Below are 23,384 nucleotides of genomic sequence, written 5' to 3' on the forward strand. Positions count from 1 at the left end.
CCCTTCGGTCGCGATGTGGGCGTGGGTACGATCGGCCGCACCGCCCGACCTGGAGGAGAAGCGCGTGAGAGCCGAGTCCGTGCGCGTCGAGGTGACCGGTTCCGTCGGGCTGGTCGAGATCCGCCGGCCGCGCAAGCGCAACGCCGTCGACGCCGCGACCGCGACGCTGCTGGCCGGGGCGGTCGCCCGCCTCGACGCCGACCCCGGCGTGACCGCGATCGTGCTGTGCGGCCAGGGCGGCGACCTCTCCTCGGGGGCGGACGTGAGCGAGCCCGCGCCCGACCCGGCGGGCGTCCCGTGGCGGCAGACCCCGCACGCGCGGATGCTCCGCGTCGTGCGCACCACGACGCTGCCGGTCGTCGCGGCGGTCGACGGCTGGGCGCTCGGCCTGGGCGCCGGGCTCGTCGGCGCGTGCACGTACGCGGTGGCGGGCGCCTCGGCCCGGTTCGGGTTCCCCGAGGCGCAGTTCGGCTACTTTCCGATGGGCGCGGCGCCCAACGTGGTCCGCCGGGTCCGCCCGGACCTCGTGCTGCGGTGGGCGCTGACCGGACGGCACCTCGACGCCGCGGAGGCGGCGGCGCACGCGCTGGTCACCGACGTCGTGCCCGCCGGGCAGGCGCTGGCGTCCGCCCGCGGCCTCGCCGCCGAGCTCGGCGCGGCGCCCCGGCACGTCGTGACCGCGGGCATGGCGTGGCTGCGGCAGTGGGCCGACCACGCCGTCCGTCCGCTGGACGACTGGTCCGAGGAGCACATGACCTTCGCCGAGCCGCCGCCGCCCTGAGGCCTCCGCCGGGGTCCTCACGACGTTCCACCGGAGTCGCGGTTGATCCACAGGCGTTGCAGGCGGCGCTGGTGACCGGTGTCGTCCGGGTCGTCGACGAACCCGGTGCGCGAGTGGATCACCCTGCGGTTGTCGACGAACTCCATGTCACCGGCCCGCAGGTCCACGTGGACGGCGGTCCCCGGACGCCGCAGCAGCGAGTCCAGGTACATCAGGCAGGTCATCTCCTCGGCGCCCAGCCGCGGGACGTCCTCGAACCGCATCGCGCTGATGATCCGCTTGGTCGCGAGCGAGCAGGTCAGCACGCCTCCCGCGAAGGAGAAGATCGGCCGGAGAGTCCAGCCCGGCCGCTCGCCCGCCCAGTCGGTGGCGTACTCGCGGTGGACCAGCTCCAGCCACTCCGGGTGCTCGCGCACCAGGGCGTTGTAGACCGTCGCGGCGCTGGCCACGACCCGCGCGCCGCCGCTCCTGGCCGGCGCCAGGCACAGGTAGCTCACGACGTCGGCGGGGTCGCTGTGGAACGGCGCTCCGGCCTTGCTGGCGTAGGTGCCGCCGGGCTGGGCGGGATGGTGGGCGTCCTCAAGGACGCGGAGCAGGTCGCCGTCTTGGTTCTGCGGGACGATCTCGCCGATCCGCCGGGCGATCGTCAAGTGGAGCTGCGACGCCTGCTCGGGTGTGTACCGCGTCCCCAGCGGCAGGCCGCGCAGGACGGCGTAGCCGATGCCGTTCTCCAGCCGTTCGACCAGGTCGGAGACCAGGTCGTCGAGGGCCTCGTCGAGCGCGTCCAGTTCGGCGCCGGTGAGGTGCCGCACGTACGGCTCGCCGGACTGGAGGTCCTCGGCCGTCCACACGCTCGGGCCGGTCACCGGCCGGGTCGACGTCTCGGTGGTCATGATGGGCTCCTGATCGCCGCCGGGCCGGGGGGTCACGCGGACCGCGCCCAGTCCAGGCGGGAGATGCCGCTGCGCCAGTAGTGGTATTCGGGGCACACGACCCGTCCGGTGTCGGGGCGGCTGACCCACAGCCGCAGCAGGTGCCGCTGGAACGCCGGGTCGTCGGGGTCGTCCTCGAAGCCGGTCCGGCTGTGCACGGTCACGAAGTTGTTGACGAACTGGATGTCGCCGACCTCCAGCGTCATGTCCAGCGCGACGCCCGGCCGGGTCGGGATCTCGTCGAGGAACAGCAGGCACGCCACCTCCCGCGCGCTGAGGCGCGGGACGTCGGGGAACCGGGTCGCGCTGAGGATCCGGCCCGTGCGGTAGGCCGACGACAGCAGCCCGTCCACGTACGAGTAGAGCCGCGAGTAGTACCAGCCGGGGCTGCCGGGCGGCTCCTCGCTGACCCAGTCGGTCGGGAACCGCTTGTAGAGGACGTCGAGCCACTCGGGGTGCTCGTCCAGGACGATGTTGTAGAGCGCCATCGCGCTGGCGACCAGGCTGATCCCTCCGCTGCGGGCCGGGTGCAGGCACATCAGCCCGACGATGTCGGTCTGGTCGGTGTGGAACGCGGCGGCGGAGGCGGTGGCGTACCCGCGCGCGTTGTGGCCCTTGGCGCCGAGGTTCCGGATGTGCCCGATCAGCTCGCCCTTGCGGTTCTGCGGGACCAGCTCGCCCAGGTGCAGGCCGATCGCCCAGTAGATCTTGGTGGCGTCCTCGACGCTGTAGCGGTCGTGGATCGGCAGGCCGCGCAGCAGCACGAACCCGGTGCCGTGTTCGAGCTCGTCCAGGACGTCGCGGACCTTCGCCGAGAACGACGGCAGCGGGAAGTCGCGCTTGGACAGCTCCCGCGCGGACTTCTCCCGGACGCCGGCCAGCGCGCGGTCGAACTCCTGGAGGTCGTCCTCGGTGAACCTCCGGGCGTAGGAGTCCTCGTCGCCGATGTCGGCCGCCGTCCAGACGCTCCGCCCGGCCACCGGCTCTTCCAAAATGTCAACCATCACACGTACTCCGAGTAGGGACGATTGGTGATCACGCCGAGCCGCCCGTCGCCGGGCTCACGGTGGGTTCCGCTTCGCCGGGTAGGTCTCACCCATGGCGGGCGCGCCCTGCGCACCGCGCGGTCTCTTTTGGGTCTGTGTGGAGTGGCCTGTCAGACCACGGTTCCGTGCTCGTCGTGCTGTCGCGCCAGCTGCTTCGCGATGGTGAGCAGCTGGATCTGCGAGGTCCCCTCGTAGATCCGGAAGATCCGGCAGTCCCGGTAGAGACGCTCGATCTCGCTCTCCTTCACGTAGCCGTAGCCGCCGTGGACCTGGAGTGCCCTGTCGACGGCCTGGAAGCAGTTCTCGCTGGCCACGTACTTGGCGATCGACCCGGCCCGGCGGACGTCCTCGTCCCGGTCGCGCAGCGCCGCCGCGTGGTAGGCGTGCAGGCGCCCGGACTGGACGAGCGCGTCGATCTCGGCGAGCAGCAGCTGGATCGCCTGCAGCTCGCGGATCGGCCGGCCGAACTGGACCCGCGTCGACGCGTACGCGGTCGCGAGGTCCAGCGCGCGCATCGCGACCCCGTTGGCCAGCGCCGCCACGTCGATGCGGGCGCTGTTGAGGACCTCCAGCGCGATGCGCCCGCCCCCGCCGGGCTCGCCGAGCACGGCGTCCGGCCCGACCCGGACGCCGTCGAGGGAAACCTCGTACGCGTGCTCGCCGCGGATGCCCAGTTTCTCGATGGGTGTGGAGAAGCCGAGGCCGTCCGCCCCGGTGGGGACGAGGAACGCGGTGATGCCCCTGAAGCCGGCGCCGGGTTCGGTCATGGCGAACACGACGATCTCGTCGGACTCCCGGGCGTTGCTGGTGAAGGTCTTGCCGCCCGACAGGGTCCAGGCGCCGTCCGGCCCGGCGGTGGCGCGGGTCCGGATGCGGCTGACGTCCGAGCCGGCGTCCGGTTCGGTCAGGGCGAACGCGAGCCGGGACGACCCGGCGGCGAGGCCGGGCAGGTACCGCTTGCGCTGCTCGGACGACCCGAACTGGCGCAGCGTCTCCATCCCGAGGTAGTGGCCGGCGAACACCGACCCGAGGGACGCGTCGGCGTAGGCGACCTCCTCCATCGCGAGGACCTGGGTCACCATGTCCAGGCCCAGGCCGCCGAACTCCTCGGGGATCGTGATGCCCATGAGCCCCATCCCGGCGAGCCGGGCGACCAGCTCGGCCGGGTACTCGGCCTCGGCGTCGCGGCGTGCGGCGCCGGGCATCACCTCTTTGCGGCAGAAGTCCCGCAGGGTGTCGCGGAACTGTTGCCGCTGGTCGTCGAGCAGGTCAAACATCGCTTGCCTCCCGTCCGGCGCCGGGACGCGCCCGTCCCCCGGCCTCCCCCGCTTCCCCGGCTTCCCCGGCTTCCCCGGGGCGTGCCGGTTCGTGCGTGCGCACCGGTTCGTCCAGCCAGCCGGCGACCAGGTCGTCGTGCTGGCCCAGCGCGGGCGCCGGGACGGTGTCGGTGCGCGACCCGGCGATCCGGAAGCCGTTGTCCAGCGTCGGGAAGCCGTCCGCCTCGGTGCGCACCATGCCGCGCGCCTCGGCCTGCGGGTGGCGCAGGGACTCGCGGACGTCGAGCACCGGACCGCAGGGCACGCCGGCCGCCGACAGGACGGCGATCGCCTCGTCGCGGGTCCGGCCGGCGAGCGCCGCCTCCAGTTCCTTCCGCAGCTCGTCGCGGTTCCGGCCGCGCTCGGCGTCGGTGCGGAAGCGGGCATCGCCGGTCCACTCGGGGTGGCCGAGCGCCGCGGCGAGGGCGGCGAACAGCGGGTCGTTGGCGACCGCGACGGCGATCGGCTCGTCGCGCGTGGCGAAGGTGCCGAACGGCGCGCTGATCGCGTGGTGGCTGCCGGTCGGCTCGATCGGCTCGCCGGTGAGCAGCGCGCGCATCGCGACGGACTCCAGGATGGACAGCAGCCCGTCGAACATGGCGACGTCGATGTGCTGGCCCCGCCCGCTCCGCGCCCGCTGGTGCAGCGCCGCCAGGACGGCGTTCGCGGCGTACATGCCGGGCACGATGTCGCCGAGGCTGACGCCCACCCGCGCGGCCGGGCCGCCGTCCGGGCCGGTCACCGACATCAGTCCCGACGCCGCCTGCACGATCAGGTCGTAGGCGGGCTGGCCGGACAGCGGCCCGGTGCGGCCGAAGCCGCTGATGCTCACCGCCACGAGCCGCGGGTTGAGCTCCAGCAGCCGCGCGGGCGGGAAGCCGAGCCGGTCGAGGACGCCGGGCCGGAAGTTCTCGATCAGCACGTCGGAGCGCTCGACGAGCCCGGCCAGCGTGCGGCGGCCCTCGTCGGACTTCAGGTCGAGCGTGATGCCGGACTTGTTGCGGTTGAGCAGCCGGTGGTAGCTGCTGACGCCGTCGTAGAACGGGCCGAAGTGGCGTCCGTCGTCGCCGGCCGGCGGCTCGATCTTGATGACGTCGGCGCCGAGGTCGGCCAGGATCCGTCCGCAGAGCGGGCCCGACAGGACGCGTCCGAGGTCGAGGACCCTGATGCCGCCGAGTGCGGCCACCTGCTCACGCACCGCGCCTCCCGGTCTTGACGGAACGTTCCAGCCCCTGCCGCCGAGCCGTGCGCGGCCCCGCCCCGAACGCGGCCCTCGGGCCGGTGTGCGGCGGTGCTCCCGCGCTGGACAGCTCGACTCTCATCTGCAACCCTGTCATCTAGTAAAAATCGAAGGTCACTAGATGAAAGCATATGACCGGGGGCCTGGCAAGACTCGCTCCCCGGACGACCACGGAGGACGAACACGGTGTCGACAGACAACGGTCCAGCGCCGACGCGCACGGTGGAGCGGGCCCTCACGCTGCTGGTGGAGGTCGCGACCAACGACGGCCTCGGCCTGGTGGACCTCGCGCGGCGGGTCAACCTGTCGCCGGCGACCGCGTCCCGGCTGCTGCGCACGCTGGAGGCGACCGAGTTCGTCCGGCGCGACGAGGACGGCGCGTACCACGGCGCGAGCCGGCTGATCCAGGTGGCGGTGACGTTCATGGGCAGCGTCCCGCTGTACCGGCTCGCGGAGCCGCACCTCGCCGCCCTGCGCGACGAGGCGGGCGAGAGCGCCTACCTGGGCGTCGCCGGCCCGCAGAACACGGTGCTGTACGCGCGCATGGCCGAGAGCGACAAGTCGATCCGGCACAGCGGCTGGCTCGGCAGGACCGTCCCGGTCGAGGACACCGCGATCGGCACCGCGCTGCGCGGCCGCTGCGGCGAGCTCGGCTACGTCACCGCGAGCCACGCCCTGGAGGACGGCGTCACGGCCGTCGCCGCGACCGTGCGCTGGGCGGACGGCAGCGTCGCGGCCGCGATCAGCGTCGTCGGCCCGACGTTCCGGATCCCGGACGCGCAGGTGCGCGAGATCGGGAAGCTGGTCGCCGCGCGCGCCCAGGCCATGTCCCGTGATCTCGGCACGCCCGACTTCGATGCCGAAACCGGTTCCGCATCCGATCCGGCCGACGGCTGACGGCTGACGAAATGAGCGAGGGGAACTGATGTCCGAAGATGCCGCACCGGCCGTGGGCACGCGCTCGCGCAGCGCCCGGCACGTCGCGGGAGCCCGCGGCGGGACGGCGGACCCGCCGTACGCCGTCGACCTGTCGGTCCTGCTCCGGCTGCTGGAGCAGGTGCGCCCGACGGGCGACGCGGAACTGGCGGCGTTGCGCTGGGACCCGCAGGCCCCGCCCCCCGGCGGCGACGGCGACGGCGGCGGGACGGCCGTGCGTCTGGAGGCCACCGTCACCAGACGGGTGCCAGGCACCGGCCCCGGGCGCGCGACGATCCACCAGGCGGTGCACGTCGTGGACGATCTCGACCGCGTGCGGTCGCGGTCGTCGGTGGCCTGGAGCGTTCCGGCGACGCTGAGCCGGGACGAGGCCGCGGAGTGGGAGGCCGCCGACTTCGCCTCGGTGCGCTGGGGCGGGCGGCTGCGCGAGCGGCTGTCCGGCGACGCCCGCTTCGCCGCCGCCGCGCGCAGCTTCGACGGTGCGATCGCGTTCGCCGCCCAGGACCGGCAGGTGCACTTCCGGATCTACCGCGGCGAGGTCATCGACGTCGCGCGCAAGTCCCTGGACGGCGCGACGTTCACGGTCGAGGGCGCCGACCTCGCGTGGACCGAGCTGCTCGCCGCCCCGTCCAACGACTTCGTCCGCCGCACCAGCGACGGCCTGTTCCGCGTCCAGGGCAGCGGCTACCAGTACCTGCGGATGATCAAGGCGGTCATGATCATGCTGGACCACGCCCGCGAACCGGCCCGGCGGACGGCGTCCGCGACGACCCTGGAGGCGACCGGTGCATAACGCCGACTACCTGGAACTCGACGGCCGGCTCGCGTTCGTCGAGAGCTGGCCGGGGGCGGGCGGGCGCCCGACCGTCCTGTGCGTCCACACGGCCGGGCAGAGCGGGGTGCAGTACCGGCACGTCGCCGCCGGGCTCGCCGGACTGGGCTTCGGGGTCGTCGTGCCCGACATGCCGGGGCACGGCCGGTCGGAGCCGGCGCCGGGCGGGCCGGTCAGCGACCTGTCCTGGTACACCGGCTGGTGCGTCCGGCTGATCGCCGCGCTGGGGCTGGAGCGCCCGTACCTGCTGGGGTGCTCGATCGGCGGCAGCATCGCGCTGGACATCGCCACGAAGGTGCCGGACGAGCTGTCCGGCGTGGTCGCGCTGGACCCGTCCGGGGTCCTCGGCAGCGACGGCCGCCCGCCGCCGCCCCCGCTCCTTGAGGACTCCGCGTCCCCGAGCATGCGCGACCGCACCTACTTCGGCACGATCGAGGCGTGCGGACGGTCCGTCCCCGCCGAGCGGGCCGAGCTGATCGCGCAGATGCACTGCCGCGAGGACTGGCACATCACCGTCAGCGACGTGCACGGCGCGCTCACCCACGACATCCGCGCGGCGCTGGGCGACATCACCTGCCCGGTCCGGATCCTCGCCGGCGAGGACGACTACTTCGTCCCGCCGAGCCGGGTGCGGCGCATCGCCGACCGCATCCCGCACGCGGTCTTCGAGCTGCTGCCGGGCATCGGGCACTACCCGATGGAGGAGATCCCGGACTTCGCGGAGCGCTTCGACCGCTGGGTGAAGGACTTCGACACCGCCGACGGCGCGATCACAGCCGACGGGGTCGCGCCGTGACGGTACGGGGCGCGGCGTTCATCGTCGGCGCCCACGAGCACCCGCGCCGCGACATCCCCGACCTGTCGGTGGCGGAGATCCACGCCGAAGTGGCGCTCGGCGCGCTTGCCGACGCGGGGCTGACGCCGCCGGACGTCGACGCCTACTTCTGCGACTCCGACGCCCCGGGCGTGGGCCCGCTGTCGATGGCGGAGTACCTCGGGCTGCGCTGCCGCCACCTCGACACGACCGAGACCGGCGGCGCGTCGTACCTGTCGCACGTCGGGCACGCCGCCGCCGCGATCGCGGCCGGGAAATGCCGGGTCGCGCTGGTCGTCATGGGCGGACGCCCGCGCACCCTGCGGCTCGCGTCCGGGCCGAGCCTGTCCGGCGCCCCGGAGACGCACTTCGAGACGCACTGGGGCATCACCGACACCGTCCACAACTATGCGCTGGCCGCGATGCGGCACATGCACGAGTTCGGGACGACCAGCCGGCAGCTCGCCGAGGTGAAGGTGGCCGCGTCGCTGCACGCGCAGCACAACCCGAACGCGTTCCTGCGCAAGCCCGTCACGGTCGACGACGTGGTGTCCTCGCCGATGATCAGCGACCCGCTGCACCGCCTGGACTGCTGCGTCATGACGGACGGCGGCGGCGCGGTCGTCGTGGCGGGCACGGACGTCGCCCGGCGGCTGCCGCGTCGCTCGGTCGCCGTCCTCGGGCACGGCGAGGCGGCGAAGGGCACCGGCAACGGCCGTCCCGACCTCACCCACACCGCCGGGGTCCGGTCCGGCCCGGCGGCGTTCGCCGAGGCCGGTGTGACGCCCGGCGACATCGACTACGCGTCCGTCTACGACTCCTTCACCATCACCGCGCTGATGGCGCTGGAGGACCTGGGCTTCTGCGAGAAGGGCCAGGGCGGACGGTTCGTCCAGGACGGCGCGCTCGTCGCCCCGCACGGCAGGCTGCCCATCAACACCGACGGCGGCGGGCTGTGCAACAACCAGCCCGACAACCGGGGCGGGATGGCGCGGATGATCGAGGCGGTGCGCCAGCTGCGCGGCGAGGCCGCGCCCGAGGTGCAGGTGCCCGACTGCCGCCTGGCCGTGGTGCACGGCTCGGGCGGACGGCTCGCCACGCGCAGCTCGGCCGCCACCCTGATCCTGGGACGTGAGGACGCATGACCACGCCGCTGCCCCGAGCCGATTTCACCCCCGCCGACTCCGACGCGACCTTCTGGACGGCCACCGCCGAGGGGCGGCTGCTGCTCCCCCGCTGCGAATCGTGCGCGACCGTCATCTGGTATCCACGGCCGTTCTGCCCGCGCTGCGGCGGACGCGACGTCACCTTCTTCCCGGCGTCGGGCGAAGCGACCGTCTACTCGTACACGGTGGTGCGCAAGGCACGCGGCGACTACCGCGACCTGACCCCGTACGTCGTGGCCTACGTCGAGCTGGCCGAGGGACCGAGGATCCTCACCAACATCGTGGGGTGCGACCCGGCCGAGGTTCAAATCGGGCAGCCCGTCACGCTGCTCTTCGACCCACCCGCCGCCGATGGCGGCGACCGCGACGCCAACGACGGCGACATCGACGACGGCGGCATTCGCGCCCGGCTGTACCGCTTCCGCCCGACGGGTGGAGGCAGGCGATCATGAGCTGCGGGCCGGGGTTATGCTTCGGGCGAGTGATCTTCCCCGTGCACGGCGTATGAAGGGCTTCCGATGGCAGACCAGGCCGGCGAGGCCGGTTCCGCAGACAGGCTCAAGTCGGACGTGCCCCATACGGCGCGGATCTGGAACTACTGGCTGGGCGGCAAGGACCATTTCGAGGTCGACCGGAACGTCGGCGACCGGGTCCTGGAGATCTTCCCGGTGGTGGCCGAGCTGGCGCGCGCCGACCGGCTGTTCCTCGGACGGGCCGTCCGGTACCTCGCCGGGGAGGCGGGCCTGCGGCAGTTCCTGGACATCGGCACCGGGCTGCCGACCCACGACAACACGCACGAGGTCGCGCAGCGGATCGCGCCCGAGTCGCGGATCGTCTACGTCGACAACGACCCGCTGGTGCTGGTGCACGCCCGCGCGCTGCTCGTCAGCACCCCGCAGGGCGCCAGCGACTACATCGAGGCCGACCTGCGCGAACCGGACAGGATCCTGGACGTCGCCGCACAGACCCTCGACTTCGCCGAACCCGTGGCGATCATGCTGCTGGGCGTCATGCACTTCATCCAGGACGACGACGAACTCCAGGCGATCATCGACCGGCTGGTGGACGCCGTCCCGTCCGGCAGCCACGTCGCGGTCGCCAACACGACCACCGCGGTCAACGGCGAGCTGACCGCGGAGGCCGTCCGGGTCTGGAACGTCGACGCCCAGCCGAAGCTGAAGCTGCGCACCCCGGAGCGGATCGCCGGGTTCTTCCGGGACCTGGAGGTCCTCGATCCGGGGTGGGTCTCGTGCTCGCGGTGGCGCCCCGACCTGGGCCCGGACGGCGGTCTCCCCAACGAGGTCGACCAGTGGGCGGGCGTCCTCCGCAAGCCGTGACGAGCCCCAGTTCCCGGGACCCGGGCCGCCGGGGCGTCAGGCCGTGGGCGGGTAGCGGACCGGGCCCTCTGAAGTGATCTTGCCGTTGGTGATGGTCATCAGCCGGGTCGCGCCCGCGATCCGCTCCGGGGCCATCGTCAGCGGGTTCTCCTTGATGACGACGAGGTCGGCGTAGTTGCCCGCCTTCACCGTGCCGCGCTCGCGCTCCTCGAACGAGGCGAACGCCGGCCGCGACGTGACCAGGCGCAGCGCCGTGGGGACGTCGAGCCGCTGGTCCGGCAGCCACCCGCCGGGCGGCGTGCCGTCGAACTCGGTGCGGGTCACCACGCGCTGCAAGCCCCACAGTGGATCGAGCGCCTCGATGGAGAAGTCGCTGCCGCCGACCATCGGCACCCTCGCCCGGAGCATGTCCCGCCACCGGTACGCGTACCGCAGCCGGTGCCGTCCGAGGGCGTCCTCGGCGAACCGCTGGTCGGACGTCGCGAAGCTCAGCTGGATGCTCGCGATCACCCCGCGCCGGATCATCCGTTCCAGCAGGTCGTCCTCGGCGACCTGGACGTGCTCGATCGCCCAGCGGTCCCGCGGCGACACCCCGTTGTGCTCGTAGGCGTTCAGCGTCACCTTGAGCCCGCGGTCGCCGATGGCGTGGGTGGTGACGTTGAAGCCCAGTTCGCGGGCGCGGGCGACGTCGCGGTCGGCGCGCTCCTGCGCGAGGAAGAGGATCCCGCTGCGCGGGAAGCCGTACGGGTCGTCGCTGTACGGGCGGCGCAGCGCGGACGTCCGGGGGCCGAGCCAGCCGTCCGAGTACAGCTTCACGCCGAGCACTTTCACCCAGTCGTTGCCCACGCCGGTGCGCAGGCCCATCCGGGCCGCCTCCTCCATGCAGCCCCACGCCACCCGGACGAGGAAGCGCACCTTCAGCCTGCCCTCCTCGGCGAGCTGGAAGAGGGCGTCCAGCGCGCCGAGATCGCGCAGCCCCGCCTCCACGACGGTGCTGACGCCCTGCCTGGCCACCTCCTCCTGCATGACCAGCAGGTCGTTCTTCATCTTCTCGGTCACCGGGCTGTGGGCGCACTCGTCCACGGGCGTCTCGCCGCGCGCGTGGATGTCCACGTGCCGCTGGCCGGTGCGCCTGCGCGCCTCGAACGCCTCGTCCTCGTCGTACGGCTTCCACACCGGCCGGTACGCCTCAGGGCCCGCGCCGCCCAGCGCGACCTGGATGAGGTGGGTGTGCTGGTCGCGGAATCCGGGCCCGACGAACGCGCCCCGCAGGTCGACGCGGCGCGTGCCGTCCCCCGCGTGTTCGAGGACCTTCCGGTCGGAGCCGACGGCCACGATCCGCTTCCCCTTGACGGCCACCGCCTGCGCGGTGCCGTCGCCCGTCCAGACGACGCCCGAATGCAGCACGAGGTCGGCGTGGCCCCGCGCGCTGCCAGGCGGGCGGCCCGCGGCCACCGTCCCCGCGGCGGCGCCGGTCAGGACGAGCGCGGATCGACGGGTCACCGGAGAATCCATGGCACACTCCTCACAGTTCGCTTCATGATCAATGTGAGGCCGGTGCGGGCGCTTGTCGACCCCGCGCGGGCCGGAAACTCACCCGTCGGTCCCGGGGGTCCGCTCCCGGCCGGACGACCCGGATGACCTGCGAAATGGGAATCGTTATCATCATCACCATGATGACCTCTCCCCACGAGCGCATGGTCCCGGACATCGAGTACGCCATCGCCGATGGCGAGCGCCTGCGGCTCGATCTGTACCTGCCGGAGACGCCGGGGCCGCACCCCGTCTCGCTCTGGGTGCACGGCGGGGCATGGCTGTTCGGCGACCGGTTCAGCGGCGCCACCTCGTTCGTGGCGGGGCTCGTCGAGCGCGGCGTGGCCATCGCGAGCATCGACTACCGGCTCGGCGAGGCCGGGGCCTTCCCCGCCTCCGTCGACGACGTCCGCGCCGCCGTGCGCTGGCTGCGCGCCAACGGCAGCGAGCACGGGCTGGCCACCGCGCGGATCGGCGCCTGGGGAGCCTCGGCCGGCGGGCACCTGTCGCTGATGGCGGCGCTCGGCGCGCGGGGCGGCCCGCCCAGCGACCGCATCGACGTCGTCGTCGACTACTTCGGGCCCACCGACCTGCTGGCCCGCCTGTCGCGCACGGAGCTGGAGCGCGAGGTGCTGCCCGATCCCCCCGACGCGCGCTATCTGCGGACCACCGTCAAGACGCTCGATCCCGACTGGGCGCGTGCCGCCAGCCCGCTGTACCAGCGCCTCGACCAGGCGCCGCCGACGCTGATCGTCCACGGCGACCGCGACCATCAGATCGCGCTGGACCAGAGCCAGCGCATGCATCAGGCCCTGGTCGCCGCCGGACGCGACTCGCAGCTGCTCGTCCTCGGCGGCGCGGGGCACGAGGACCTCCGGTTCCAGAGCTCGTGGGTCCTCGACACCACCGCCGCGTTCCTCCGCCACCACCTGACCGGCTGCTGACGCGGATGAGCGACGGCATCGGCCTCCGGACGCCCGACGACGACCTTCTTCCGCCCGCCGACTGGGGCCGCCGCGCCCCCACCCCTCCAGGGACCAGAGCGGCGTGGACGTTCGGCGCCCTGGCCCTGGCCCTCGTGGCCGGCCGGATATGGGTGGCGCCGGGCGTCGAAGCACGCGCGCTGGACGCGTGGACGACGACGTTCGTGGCGGTATGCGTGCAGGCGCTGCCCTTCCTGGTGTTCGGCGTCGCGCTGTCGGCGGCGATCACCGCGTTCGTCCCGCCGTCGGTGTGGCGGCGCGTGCTGCCGCGCCGGCCCGGGGCCGCGGTGCCGGTCGCCGGGGCGATGGGCGCGGTCCTGCCGGGCTGCGAGTGCGCGTCGGTGCCGGTGGCGGGCGGGCTGATGGCGCGCGGGGTGGCCCCGGCCGCCGCGCTCACCTTCCTGCTCGCCGCACCCGCGATCAACCCGGTCGTGCTGATCGCCACCGCGGTCGCGTTCCCGGGCCGGCCCGAGATGGTCGCCGGCAGGTTCGCCGCGTCGCTGCTGGTCGCCGTGCTGGCCGGATGGACGTGGCTGCTGGTCGGCAAGGGCGAGTGGCTCACGACGCCGACCCGTCCGCGGGCCCGGGGGACGGCCGGACGCGCGGAGGCGTTCCGGGAGGCGATGCGGCACGACCTCCTGCACGCCGGCGGGTTCCTGGTGGTCGGGGCGTGCGCGGCCGCGACCGTCAACACCGTCGTGCCCGCCGCCTGGGTGACGGAGGTCGCCGGGATTCCCGTGGCGTCGGTGCTGCTGCTGGCGCTGCTGGCGGTGCTGATGTCCATCTGCTCGGAGGCGGACGCCTTCGTCGCGGCCAGCCTGCCGCAGTTCTCGACCACGGCGCGGCTGGCGTTCCTGGTGGTGGGGCCCATCGTGGACCTGAAGCTGATCGCCCTGCAGGTCGGGTTCTTCGGACGGCGGTTCGCCGTCCGGTTCGTTCCGCTGACGTTCGTCCTCGCGGTGGCGGTCAGCGCGCTGGTGGGAGGGTTGCTCACGTGAGGCTTCCGGCATGAGCAGGGCGGCGCAGAATCTGTTGCTGGTCCTGATCGGCGCGGCGGTGCTGTGGATCACGCTCGGCAGCGGCGAGTACGTCAACTACGTCCGGCCGGGCTTCCGGTTCCTGCTGGTTCCGGCGGCGGTGGCGCTGCTGGCGCTGGGCGCCGCGGGCGTCCGCCGCGACCGGCGCGCGGCCGGGGACACCGATGGAAACGCAGCCGGGAACGCGGCCGGCGGCGACCACGGTCACGATCATTCGCGGGGGCCGCGGGTGGCGTGGCTGCTGTGCCTGCCGGTGCTGGCGGTCTTCCTGATCGCCCCTCCGGCGCTCGGCTCGTTCACCGCCGCGCGGGACGCCGGCCGGACGGCGCCGCCGCCGTCCGCGCCGTCCGGCGGGTTCCACGCGCTGCCGAGGACGGGCCCGCCGACCCCGCTGACGATGGGCGAGTTCATCGGCCGCGCGTTCGAGGCGCAGACCGGCGATCCGGCGCGCTTCCAGGGCGTCCCGGTGCGGCTGACCGGTTTCGTGACCCCGGGCGCCGAGGGCGAGCGCGGGTGGCGCGTCACCCGGCTGAAGATCGCCTGCTGCGCGGGCGACGCCGTCCCGTTCCCGGTGCTCGTGCGCGGCCTCCCCCGTCCCCCGGACGACGCGTGGGTCCAGGTCGTGGGCGTCTGGCAGCCGCCGCCGGCCGGACGCCGTGCGACCGAGGTCCAGGCGCTGCACGGCCGATCCCTCCGGCGGATCAAGAAGCCCGCGAACCCGTACGAGTGACCCGCGCCCGGCCCCCGCTCATCGGGGTCGAGAGACCGATCAGGAATCGAGAAGCGTCCACGACCGGGCCGGATCTAGCGTGACCGCCATGGACACCGAGATGACCGGCGGGAGGCCGACGATGGCGCGGAAGCAGCGGGCGGAGAGCGGCGGGAAGCGCGAGCCCGGCACGCCTGGCGCGTTCTCACGCTGGATGCAGCACCGGATGAACGCGCGCATGAACCGCAAGGTCCGGCGCGGGCGCGGCACGTTCATGGGCATGGACGTCCTGATCCTGCACACCGTGGGCCGCCGCAGCGGGGAGCGCCGGGAGACGCCGGTGGCGTGGTTCGCCGGGGACGACGAGGACGCCCGGCTGATCGTCGCGTCGGGCGGCGGCAGCCGGCACCCGGACTGGTTCGCCAACCTGATGGCGCACTCCGACCGGGCCTCGATCGAGCTGCCCGGCGGCGACACCGTGCGGGTGACGCCGCACCGGCTCGACGGCGACGACCGCGAGCGGGCCTGGCAGCGCATCGCCACCGCCCAGCCCCGCATCGCGAAGTACCAGAGCAAGTCAGAGCGGCGGTACCCGGTGGTCCGGCTCACGCCCCGGTGATCGCGGGCGCGGGCCCGGCCGCGCGACGGCATCACATTCCGGGCCGCCGACTCGTCGAACATGGTGAGGACGGAAGCGAGCGAGGGAGCCGCCGACCACCATGAGCAGCGAATCCGAACCGGACGACGACCGGGCCGAGCCGGGACTGGCCGCGATCGTCGGCGAGCGGCGCCGGCTGATCAACCTCGGGTACCGGCTCCTCGGCTCCATGGCCGAGGCCGAGGACGTCGTGCAGGAGACGTACGCCCGCTGGTACGCCATGTCGCGGCGGGAGCAGGAGGCCATCGAGTCGCCCGCCGCCTGGCTGACGAAGGTCGCCGGCCGCGTCTGCCTCGACCTGCTGCGCTCGGCGCGGGCGCGGCGGGAGCGCTACGTGGGCGAATGGATCCCGGAGCCGCTGCCCGACCGGACGGAGTGGATCGGCGGCCGCGACGGCGGCGGCCCGGTCGATCCGGCCGACCGGGTCACGCTCGACGAGTCGGTCAACATGGCGTTCCTGGTCGTGCTGGAGTCGATGACCCCGGCCGAGCGCGTCGCGTTCATCCTGCACGACGTCTTCCGCTACCCGTTCGCGGACGTGGCGGAGATCGTCGGCCGGACGCCGGTGGCGTGCCGGCAGCTGGCCTCGTCGGCCCGCCGCCGCGTCCGGGAGTCGCGCGGCCCCGCGACTCCGCCCGCCCGGCAGGCGGGCATCGTCAGGGCGTTCAAGGAGGCGTGGGAGGCCCAGGACGTCGACGCGCTCATCGCGCTCCTCGACCCAGGCGCCACGGCGATCTCCGACGGTGGCGGCCTCGCCAGCGCCCTCCCGGCCCCGATCGAGGGCGGCGAGCGGATCGCGCGCGTCTTCGCCGACCTCGTCCGCAGGGGGCCCGCCCTGACGTACCTGGAGCGCACGGTCAACGGCCAGCCCGGCCTGGTCGCCCAGCTCGACGGCGTCACCGTGGTGGTCGTGGCGTTCGAGGTCGCCGGCGACCGGATCAAGAACATCTGGGCGGTGCGGAATCCGGAGAAGCTCCGTCCCTGGACGGCGGACTGACGCGCCTCTTCCTTCGGCCGGAAAGCGCTTAAGGTAGATCATCTAGCGACAGTCAGGCGATCAGGGGATCGATATGACCGACCGCGACATTGATCTGAAGACCGAAATCCCGCATTCGGCCCGAATTTACGACTACCTGCTGGGCGGGACGGAGAACTTCCCCGCCGACCGGGCGGCGGCCGCGAACATCGTCGAGGGGTGGGCCAACCTTCCGACGTCGATGCGGGCCAACCGCAATTTCATGGCGCGGATGTCCCGCCGCCTCGCCGCCGTGCACGGCATCAGGCAGTTCCTGGACGTCGGGTCCGGGCTGCCGACGGCGCCGAACCTGCACGAGGTCGTCCAGGGCGTCGCGCCGGAGTCGCGGATCGTGTACGTCGACAACGACCCGATCGTGCTCGTGCACGCGCGCGGCCTGCTCACCAGCACGGACGACGGCAGGACGGCGTATCTGGACGCCGATTTCCGCGACCCCGACTCGATCCTGGGGTCCGGCCTGGTGCGCGACGTCCTGGACCTGGACGAGCCCGTCGCGCTGAGCCTGATCGCGATCCTGCACTTCATCGTCGACGACGCCGAGGCGCGGCGGCTCATCGACCGGCTCATGGCGCCGCTGGCTCCGGGCAGCGTCCTGGCGCTGTCCACGACCACGGCCGACAGCGCGCCCGAGGAGGTGACCGCGGGCGTGGCCGCCTACAACGCCCACGGAATTCCGACGGTGGCGCGGACCAGGGCCGAGGTGGAGCCGTTCTTCGACGGTCTGGAGCTCCTCGATCCGGGCGTCGTCCTCGTCAACCATTGGCACCCGGACGAGGCGGCGTCCAAGGTCGCCGACGCCCACGTCCACATGTACGGCGGCGTGGCCCGCAAAGGCCCCCTGAACTGACCTTTCGATGGCTTCCGCGGCCTATTCGGAGGGTCGCTGAAAAGGTCTCCTATGGCGAAGTGTGAATTCGCGTCTCACCCTGCTCACCACGCTCGCCCGCGACCGCGCCTCCGTCGGCTGACCCGCCGCCGCGCAGGACGCGGCCGCCCGCCGTCGGGTGGACGGCGGGCGGCCGGTACTGCCGGTCGTGCGGTCGCTCAGCGGGCGACCTTCGGGAAGCGGATGATGCGGTCGTCGGTCTGGGCGGGCTGGCCGCGGCCGTCGCGGTTGCTCGTCATGACCCACAGCCAGCCGTCCGGGCCGACGGAGACGGTGCGGAGCCGCCCGTAGGTGCCCTGTAGCACCGCCGTGGGCTGGCCGGACGATCCGCCTCTGCCGTCCAGCGGGACCGTCCAGAGCCGGCGGCCGCCGAGCGCGGCGGCGTACAGCGTGTCACCGGCGACGGCGGCGCCGCTGGGCGACGCGTCCCGCGTCGCCCAGGTGGCGATGGGGTCGTGGTAGGTCGGCTCGCCGCCCGGGCCCTCGAAGTTCGGCCAGCCGTAGTTGTCGCCGGCCTCGATGTGGTTGACCTCGTCCAGGCGGTTGTTGCCGAACTCGCTGGCGTACATGTGGCCGCCGCCCCAGGCGAGGCCCTGCACGTTGCGGTGCCCGAGGGTGTAGACGATCGAGCCGGGGGTGGGGTTGTCGGCGGGCGCGGTGCCGTCCGGCTTCATCCGCAGGATCTTCCCGGCGGGGGTGTTCCGGTCCTGGGCGTTGGCCGTCCGGCCGGCGTCGCCGGTGCCGGCGTAGAGCATCCCGTCGGGGCCGAAGTGGATGCGGCCGCCGTCGTGGAAGGAGTTCTTCGGAATGCCGGACAGGATCACCTGCTGCTGCGGCGAGGCGGCGAGCTTGAACCGGACGATCCTGTTGTCGGACGCCGACGTGTAGTAGGCGTAGACGTATCCGTCCTGCTCGTAGGTCGGCGACACCGCGATGCCGAGGAGGCCGGCCTCGCCGGTCGGCTGCACGCCGGACAGCCGGGCGACCTCGGTCGGCGTCGAGCCGGGCTTCACCTGGAGGATGCGGGCGCTGTTGCGTTCCGACACCAGCGCGCTGCCGTCGGGCAGGAAGGCCAGGCCCCAGGGGACGGTCAGGTTGGACGCCGCCACGCTGGGCTTGGCGAAGTCGAAGGCGGGGTCGGCGGCCGTCCGCGCGGGCGGGGTGGACGCGTGGGTCGCCTGGGAGACGGGAACTGCGAGCACGGCTGCGACGGCGAGGGCCGCGGCGGGAGCCAGCGTGCGGGTTTTACGGGGCATCTTCTCTCCTAAGTCACCCCCGAACCAATAAGTGACCTCGGCTGCTGCCCCTGCTGATGGGCGGTTTCACAGTTCAGGGCACCGGGGAGCGTTGCTGGCGCGCCTCTGTCAACGGGAAGAGCGGGGGGTCGTTGGGGCAGCGCAACCGAGGGGAGCGCTCGGTATCGCCTCCAAGCTACTCGGCCCGCCGGCGCCTGGGAAGCGCCGGTTTTTCAGCTTTCAAAACAGGGGTCCGCACGGAGAATCGAAAATGCGATCGCCTAACGCGTTTCCGCAGACGGGAGAAATCGCGGGGCGACGGCGGCGCCCGATGTCGCGGCCGCCGCGGCGGCGGTGACGACCGTCCAGGCGCCTGGGCCGAGCGGGGTGCAGCCGAAGAACTGGCTGATGCCGGGCGTCTCGACCACCGCGAACAGGGCGGCGGCGGAGACCGCGCAGGTCGCGAGGACGAGCGGGCTGCGCCAGCGGGCGATGAGCGTCTGGCCGAGCTGGGCGCCGACCAGCGCCGCCAGGCCCATCGTGGACGCGCGCCTGCCGCCGCCGGGGATGAGGCCGGTCAGCCGGCCCGCCTGCCAGGAGAGCAGGGCGGCGGCCGCGGTGGCGGTGCCGCGGACGGCGAGCGCGCGGCGCATGTCCTCGCCGGTGAAGCCCTGGACGGGCGCCCCGCCGAGCGGCGCCTCGGAGTCGCCCCCGGCCGGGGTGATCGCGACGGCGAGCGCGGGGAGCATGTCGGTGAGCATGTTGACCACGAGCAGCTGCCGGGTGCTCAGCGGCGCGGCCCCGCTGAGGGCCGTCCCGAGGACGGTGAACGACACCTCGCCCGCGTTGCCGCCGACGAGGATCGCGGCGGCGTCGCGGACGCTGTGCCACAGGGCGCGGCCCTCGCGCAGCGCGTCCAGGATGAGCGCGGTGTCGGGCGCGGTGAGGACGAGGTCGGCGGCGCTGCGGGCGGCGCCGGAGCCGCGCCCGGCGACCGCGATGCCGACGTCGGCGCGGCGGATGGCGGCGGCGTCGTTGGCGCCGTCGCCGGTCATCGCGACGACCCGTCCCGCCCTGCGCAGGTCCTTGACGATGCGCACCTTCTGGGCCGGGGAGACGCGGGCGAAGACCGCCGCGTCCTGGACGGCCCCGAGCCGCTCGGCGGCGGACATGGCGTCGAGCTCCGCTCCGGTGACGACCCGGTCGGCGCCGGGGATGCCGAGCTCGGCGGCGACGGCGGCGGCGGTCGCCGGATGGTCGCCGGTGATCATGGTGGTGCGCACGCCGGCGTCGCCGAGCCGCTGCACCGCCTCCTCCGCGGTGGGGCGCGGGGTGTCGGCGATGCCGACGAAGCCGAGCAGCGTGAGGTCCTCGACGTGCTCGGCGATCTCGCCGCGGACGTGCGCGGGGTCGTCGACGGCGCCCTCCGCGATGGCGAGGACGCGCAGCCCCTGCCCGGCCAGGCGGCGGAAGGCCGCGGTCGCGGCGCGGCGCCGGGCGGCGGTCATGGGCTCGTCGCGGCCGGCGGGGAGGCGCGGCGTGTGGATCCGGGCGCAGCGGGCGAGCAGCACCTCGGGGGCGCCCTTGACGGCGAGGACCGTCCGGTCGCCGTCGCGTCCGAGGGAGGCGGAGAAGCCCCGGGTGGTCTCGAACGGCAGTTCCTCGTCCAGCGACCAGGCGGCGTCCGGTTTCAGGTCGGCGGCGCGGTCCAGCACGGCCCGGTCGGTGGCGTGCGCGACCTGCCGTCCGTGTGGGGGCGGGCAGGCGCGGGCGGCGACGCGCAGGATCCGCCGCCCGGCGTCGCCGGTGAGCGGGAGCGGACGCGCCGGGCCCGCCGCGCGGACCAGGCGGAGCCTGCCCTCGGTGAGGGTGCCGGTCTTGTCGAAGCAGAGCGTGTCGACCCGTCCGAGCGCTTCGAGCGCGCGGGTGGTGCGGACCAGCACGCCGAGCCGGGACAGCCGCCGCGCCGCCGCGAGCTGCGACACGGTCGCGACCAGCGGCAGCCCCTCGGGGACGGCGGCCACCGCGACGGCGACGCCGGAGCCGAGCGCCCGGCGCAGCGGCACTCCGCGCAGCATTCCCAGCGCGGTGACGGCCGCGCCGCCGAGCACGGTGGCGGGCAGCGCCTGGTGGGTGAGCTCCGCGAGGCGGGTCTGCATGCTGGACGATGCGTCCGCCGCCCCGGCGAGGGCGGCGGCCCGGCCCGTCTCGGTGGCCTCGGCGGTGGCGACCACGAGCGCGACCGCGCTGCCCGCGACGACCGTGGTGCCCTCGTAGACCATGCACTGCCAGTCGGACGGGTCGGCGCCCGGCGACGGCTCGACGTTCTTGTCGACGGGCACCGACTCGCCGGTGAGCGTGGCCTCGTCCACCTCAAGCGACTCGGCCCACAGCAGCCGGGCGTCCGCGGGGACGACGTCCTCGGAGCGCAGGACGATCACGTCGCCGATCCGCAGGCGTCCGGCCATGACCTGCTCGGCGGCGGCCGACCGCAGATGCGCGAACGCCTCCGGGCCCGCGGCGCGCGGGGACGCGCCGGCGGCGGGCCTCAGCCGCCGGGCGTGGACCTGCTGGCCCAGCAGCAGCTCGCCGAGCGCCTTCTCCGCGCGCATCCGCTGCGCGCCGCCGATCAGGGCGTTGCCCGCCATGACGCCGGTGACCAGCAGCGCGTCCACGCTGGAGCCGACGACCGCGGAGGCCGCCGCGCCGAGCGCGAGCACGGGCGTCAGCGGGTCGTCGAGCTCCTGCCGCACGGCGGCGGTCAGCCGCATGCCCGCACCGGCCGGCCAGACGACCGTCCGGCGCAGCAGCGGGACCGACGCCAACCGGGCGCGCAGTGCGGCGGCGCGGGAGTCGGCGCCGTCCGGCTCGGCGTCCCCGGCGGCGCGGTACAGCCGCCGGAACGCCTCCTCGGCGGTGAAGGCGTGCCACGCGTCGCGGACGACGGGCGGCGGCAGCGGACGATGGTCCAGCCGCCGGGCGCTCACCGCGTTGGTCAGCATCGCCACCAGCGCGGCCGCGTGCACCGGCGGCATGTCCTGCCAGGACGTGACCGCCCGGCCGAACGGACTGCGTCCGGCGCGCCGCCCGGGACGGCGGCCCGCGATCAGCAGCGCGCCCAGCGCCGACGCGCTCAGCGACAGCTCGGCGGCCCGGTCGCTGGCGCGCCGCGCGGGCCGGACCGCCGTCAGCAGCCGCCACGCCTCGGCGAGCCCCGGCCCGCACACCAGGTCGGCGCGCCAGTCGCAGGGCCCGTCCCCGCGCAGGACGCTCACGCCGACGTCGGCGGCGTCCAGCGCTTGGTCCTGTCCGGACGACATGGCGAGCACCACGTGGCCGTCGCGTTGCAGCGCCCGCACGGACTCCGCCAGCTCGCCGACGGCCATCGGGGAGTCGTCGCCCCAGGCGACCAGCTCGCGGGTGCTGGCGTGCTCGGTCAGGAAGACGACGTCGGCCGCCTGGTGCGCCGCCGACAGCAGCGCCTCCGCCAGCGGGTCGAGCGAGCAGCCCACCCGGACGCGGCCGGACCGTCCGCCGCGTCCGTCCAGCAGGTCGAGCGTGACGCCCTCCGGGTCGGCGGGCGCGCCGGACGGGGCGTCCGCCGCCCGCACCAGCCGCCATTCCAGGCCGTTGTCGTCCCAGGGGCCGGGCCCGGCCAGGTCGCCGGGGTCGCGGCCCGCCAGCACGGTGTTCGCCGCGCGCCACACGCCCGCGTCGTCCAGGTCGCCGCCCGCGGCGACCGCCGACAGCAGCCGCAGCTCGCCGTCGCACAGCACCGCGGAGTCGATGACGACCGCGCTGACCCTGTCGAGCCTGCGCAGGGCGGCCGGGTCCAGGACCACGGTGTCGCGTCCCGCCAGGTCGTGCGCCAGCACCGCGGCGAACGCCTCTCTGCCGTGCCGCGCCGCCTTGGCCACGGTCGCCAGCAGCAGGTCGGCGACGGCGGACGAGTCGCGCGTGCCCGCGAGGACGCCCGCCCCGCCGAGCAGATGTCCCAGCGCGGTGCGGTTCCCGGCCTTCTCCACCGGCCCGTCCGGCAGCGGGCACGGCCGCTCGGCCCGGGCGCCGCACTCCTGCGGCTGCCGCCCCGCCGCCAGTCGCGGCTCGCGCCGGCGCCACGCCGCGCGGCGCGCCCCGATCTCGTGGAGCTGGAACACCCGGTGGACGGCGTCGGCGACCGGCGGGGCGACGCCGTGCCCGGCCCCCTGGACGACGGCGTTCGCGACCCCGAGCAGCGCGTCGGCGCGCAGTACGCCGAGCCGCCGCTCCACGGCCGTGCGGACCTGCGGCATCGAGTCCGCGACCGCCGCAGCGGCCCGCAGCGGGCTGGGCACCGGCGGCAGCGCCAGCAGCCTCCCGGCGACGGCCGACATCGCGCCCGCGACGTCCGCGGCCAGGGCGGACGTGGCCGCCGCCCACGCCATCTCGTCATCGGGCCACCGCGCGTGCGCGTTCTCGTCGAACCGGCCGGCCCTGCGCGCCTCTTCCACGTCCTCGACGACCTCGACCAGGGCGTCCAGGCCCACGTCGCCTTCCTCGAACGCGACCAGGACGTGGCCGGTGACAGCGTTGACCTCCGCCCAGTTCACGCCGTCCAGGCGCCGCAGCGCCTCCGTCAGCGCCCGCACGTACCGGAGGTGGCGCGGTCCCTCGCCCGACAGGCCACCCACCTGGATGTGGGCCCGTCCGGCGTTCGCCCACACGCGCCGCTCGCGCCCTCCGGCGGCCAGCGCCGCGAACGCGCCCGCGGCCCGGGACGCCCGCTCCGCCGCCGCGCCCGGGACGCCCAGCACCGTCCTGGCCAGAGACGCCCCCGGAAACCCCACTGCGCTCCTCCCCGACGGAAACGCCGACCGGGTACCCGCGACCGCGCACCGCAAACAAGCCGCCCCGGCGCCGGTGCCCCC

Annotated in this window: 20 protein-coding genes; 13 read left to right on the forward strand and 7 right to left on the reverse strand. The window is 74.3% G+C overall.

Going from position 1 to position 23,384, the window contains the following annotated elements:
- Positions 1-64: 64 nt before the first annotated feature.
- Positions 65-781, forward strand: a complete 717-nt coding sequence (locus ACH34T_RS20390) for an enoyl-CoA hydratase/isomerase family protein (RefSeq protein ID WP_395993749.1) — start codon at positions 65-67, stop codon at positions 779-781.
- A gap of 17 nt (positions 782-798) precedes the next feature.
- Here the strand turns inward: ACH34T_RS20390 and ACH34T_RS20395 are convergent, their stop codons facing one another.
- The 4 genes from ACH34T_RS20395 to ACH34T_RS20410 all read right to left on the reverse strand — a co-directional run bounded on the left by ACH34T_RS20395 (position 799) and on the right by ACH34T_RS20410 (position 5,273).
- Complete coding sequence (locus ACH34T_RS20395; protein ID WP_395993750.1) at positions 799-1,674, reverse strand: TauD/TfdA family dioxygenase; 876 nt, start codon at positions 1,672-1,674, stop codon at positions 799-801.
- A 32-nt stretch (positions 1,675-1,706) separates the two neighbouring features.
- Positions 1,707-2,717: a TauD/TfdA family dioxygenase gene (locus tag ACH34T_RS20400; RefSeq protein ID WP_395993751.1), complete on the reverse strand. Its 1,011-nt coding sequence runs from the start codon at positions 2,715-2,717 to the stop codon at positions 1,707-1,709.
- Positions 2,718-2,869: 152 nt separating this feature from the next.
- A complete protein-coding gene (locus ACH34T_RS20405; RefSeq protein WP_395993752.1) occupies positions 2,870-4,036 on the reverse strand; it encodes an acyl-CoA dehydrogenase family protein in 1,167 nt (388 codons plus the stop codon).
- A complete protein-coding gene (locus tag ACH34T_RS20410) occupies positions 4,029-5,273 on the reverse strand; it encodes a CaiB/BaiF CoA transferase family protein (protein WP_395993753.1) in 1,245 nt (414 codons plus the stop codon). The genes ACH34T_RS20405 and ACH34T_RS20410 overlap by 8 nt, the downstream gene beginning before the upstream one ends.
- 228 nt (positions 5,274-5,501) lie before the next feature.
- On the opposite strand from ACH34T_RS20410, the gene ACH34T_RS20415 reads away from it, so the two are divergent.
- From ACH34T_RS20415 to ACH34T_RS20440, 6 genes are all read left to right on the forward strand, one after another.
- A complete protein-coding gene (locus ACH34T_RS20415) occupies positions 5,502-6,212 on the forward strand; it encodes an IclR family transcriptional regulator (RefSeq protein WP_395993754.1) in 711 nt (236 codons plus the stop codon).
- Positions 6,213-6,240: 28 nt separating this feature from the next.
- Positions 6,241-7,044, forward strand: coding sequence for a hypothetical protein (locus ACH34T_RS20420; RefSeq protein ID WP_395993755.1), 804 nt, complete (start codon positions 6,241-6,243; stop codon positions 7,042-7,044).
- Positions 7,037-7,879: an alpha/beta hydrolase gene (locus ACH34T_RS20425; protein ID WP_395993756.1), complete on the forward strand. Its 843-nt coding sequence runs from the start codon at positions 7,037-7,039 to the stop codon at positions 7,877-7,879. The genes ACH34T_RS20420 and ACH34T_RS20425 overlap by 8 nt, the downstream gene beginning before the upstream one ends.
- The gene (locus ACH34T_RS20430) at positions 7,876-9,042 is read left to right on the forward strand and encodes a thiolase domain-containing protein (protein WP_395993757.1); all 1,167 of its coding nucleotides are present in this window, start codon (positions 7,876-7,878) and stop codon (positions 9,040-9,042) included. Before ACH34T_RS20425 ends, ACH34T_RS20430 begins: the two co-directional genes overlap by 4 nt.
- Positions 9,039-9,515 (forward strand): Zn-ribbon domain-containing OB-fold protein, encoded by a 477-nt coding sequence (locus ACH34T_RS20435; protein ID WP_395993758.1) that lies wholly within the window; start codon positions 9,039-9,041, stop codon positions 9,513-9,515. The genes ACH34T_RS20430 and ACH34T_RS20435 overlap by 4 nt, the downstream gene beginning before the upstream one ends.
- Positions 9,516-9,581: 66 nt before the next feature.
- Positions 9,582-10,400, forward strand: a complete 819-nt coding sequence (locus tag ACH34T_RS20440; RefSeq protein WP_395993759.1) for an SAM-dependent methyltransferase — start codon at positions 9,582-9,584, stop codon at positions 10,398-10,400.
- Between the two features lie 36 nt (positions 10,401-10,436).
- Here ACH34T_RS20440 and ACH34T_RS20445 read toward each other — a convergent pair whose 3' ends face one another.
- Positions 10,437-11,903, reverse strand: coding sequence for an amidohydrolase (locus tag ACH34T_RS20445; protein WP_395993760.1), 1,467 nt, complete (start codon positions 11,901-11,903; stop codon positions 10,437-10,439).
- Between the two features lie 170 nt (positions 11,904-12,073).
- On the opposite strand from ACH34T_RS20445, the gene ACH34T_RS20450 reads away from it, so the two are divergent.
- The 6 genes from ACH34T_RS20450 (at position 12,074) to ACH34T_RS20475 (ending at position 17,203) form a co-directional block, all read left to right on the forward strand.
- Positions 12,074-12,877 carry an alpha/beta hydrolase fold domain-containing protein gene (locus tag ACH34T_RS20450; protein ID WP_395993761.1) on the forward strand — a complete coding sequence of 268 codons (804 nt, stop codon included), beginning with the start codon at positions 12,074-12,076 and terminating at the stop codon, positions 12,875-12,877.
- 5 nt (positions 12,878-12,882) lie between these two features.
- On the forward strand, positions 12,883-13,914 hold the full coding sequence (locus tag ACH34T_RS20455; RefSeq protein WP_395993762.1) for a permease: 1,032 nt from the start codon (positions 12,883-12,885) through the stop codon (positions 13,912-13,914).
- Positions 13,915-13,924: 10 nt separating this feature from the next.
- Positions 13,925-14,683, forward strand: coding sequence for a TIGR03943 family putative permease subunit (locus ACH34T_RS20460; protein WP_395993763.1), 759 nt, complete (start codon positions 13,925-13,927; stop codon positions 14,681-14,683).
- Between the two features lie 88 nt (positions 14,684-14,771).
- A complete protein-coding gene (locus ACH34T_RS20465) occupies positions 14,772-15,281 on the forward strand; it encodes a nitroreductase family deazaflavin-dependent oxidoreductase (RefSeq protein ID WP_395993764.1) in 510 nt (169 codons plus the stop codon).
- A 100-nt stretch (positions 15,282-15,381) separates the two neighbouring features.
- Positions 15,382-16,317 carry an RNA polymerase sigma factor SigJ gene (gene sigJ / locus ACH34T_RS20470; protein WP_395993765.1) on the forward strand — a complete coding sequence of 312 codons (936 nt, stop codon included), beginning with the start codon at positions 15,382-15,384 and terminating at the stop codon, positions 16,315-16,317.
- Between the two features lie 73 nt (positions 16,318-16,390).
- The gene (locus ACH34T_RS20475; protein ID WP_395993766.1) at positions 16,391-17,203 is read left to right on the forward strand and encodes an SAM-dependent methyltransferase; all 813 of its coding nucleotides are present in this window, start codon (positions 16,391-16,393) and stop codon (positions 17,201-17,203) included.
- Positions 17,204-17,400: 197 nt separating this feature from the next.
- On the opposite strand, the gene ACH34T_RS20480 is transcribed toward ACH34T_RS20475, so the two are convergent.
- Both ACH34T_RS20480 and ACH34T_RS20485 read right to left on the reverse strand, forming a co-directional pair.
- The gene (locus ACH34T_RS20480) at positions 17,401-18,498 is read right to left on the reverse strand and encodes a PQQ-dependent sugar dehydrogenase (protein ID WP_395993767.1); all 1,098 of its coding nucleotides are present in this window, start codon (positions 18,496-18,498) and stop codon (positions 17,401-17,403) included.
- A gap of 260 nt (positions 18,499-18,758) precedes the next feature.
- Positions 18,759-23,303 (reverse strand): cation-translocating P-type ATPase, encoded by a 4,545-nt coding sequence (locus ACH34T_RS20485; protein ID WP_395993768.1) that lies wholly within the window; start codon positions 23,301-23,303, stop codon positions 18,759-18,761.
- Positions 23,304-23,384 lie beyond the last annotated feature (81 nt).

The organism is Actinomadura sp. 9N215, from assembly GCF_044326345.1.
Lineage (GTDB): Bacteria > Actinomycetota > Actinomycetes > Streptosporangiales > Streptosporangiaceae > Spirillospora.

Coding starts and splice junctions, on each gene's coding strand:
- ACH34T_RS20395 (WP_395993750.1), bottom strand. CDS start 1,674: ATGACCACCGAGACGTCGACCCGGCCGGTGACCGGCCCGAGCGTGTGG.
- ACH34T_RS20400 (WP_395993751.1), bottom strand. CDS start 2,717: ATGGTTGACATTTTGGAAGAGCCGGTGGCCGGGCGGAGCGTCTGGACG.
- ACH34T_RS20405 (WP_395993752.1), bottom strand. CDS start 4,036: ATGTTTGACCTGCTCGACGACCAGCGGCAACAGTTCCGCGACACCCTG.
- ACH34T_RS20420 (WP_395993755.1), top strand. CDS start 6,241: ATGTCCGAAGATGCCGCACCGGCCGTGGGCACGCGCTCGCGCAGCGCC.
- ACH34T_RS20435 (WP_395993758.1), top strand. CDS start 9,039: ATGACCACGCCGCTGCCCCGAGCCGATTTCACCCCCGCCGACTCCGAC.
- ACH34T_RS20440 (WP_395993759.1), top strand. CDS start 9,582: ATGGCAGACCAGGCCGGCGAGGCCGGTTCCGCAGACAGGCTCAAGTCG.
- ACH34T_RS20450 (WP_395993761.1), top strand. CDS start 12,074: ATGATGACCTCTCCCCACGAGCGCATGGTCCCGGACATCGAGTACGCC.
- ACH34T_RS20455 (WP_395993762.1), top strand. CDS start 12,883: ATGAGCGACGGCATCGGCCTCCGGACGCCCGACGACGACCTTCTTCCG.
- ACH34T_RS20460 (WP_395993763.1), top strand. CDS start 13,925: ATGAGCAGGGCGGCGCAGAATCTGTTGCTGGTCCTGATCGGCGCGGCG.
- ACH34T_RS20465 (WP_395993764.1), top strand. CDS start 14,772: ATGGACACCGAGATGACCGGCGGGAGGCCGACGATGGCGCGGAAGCAG.
- sigJ (WP_395993765.1), top strand. CDS start 15,382: ATGAGCAGCGAATCCGAACCGGACGACGACCGGGCCGAGCCGGGACTG.
- ACH34T_RS20475 (WP_395993766.1), top strand. CDS start 16,391: ATGACCGACCGCGACATTGATCTGAAGACCGAAATCCCGCATTCGGCC.
- ACH34T_RS20480 (WP_395993767.1), bottom strand. CDS start 18,498: ATGCCCCGTAAAACCCGCACGCTGGCTCCCGCCGCGGCCCTCGCCGTC.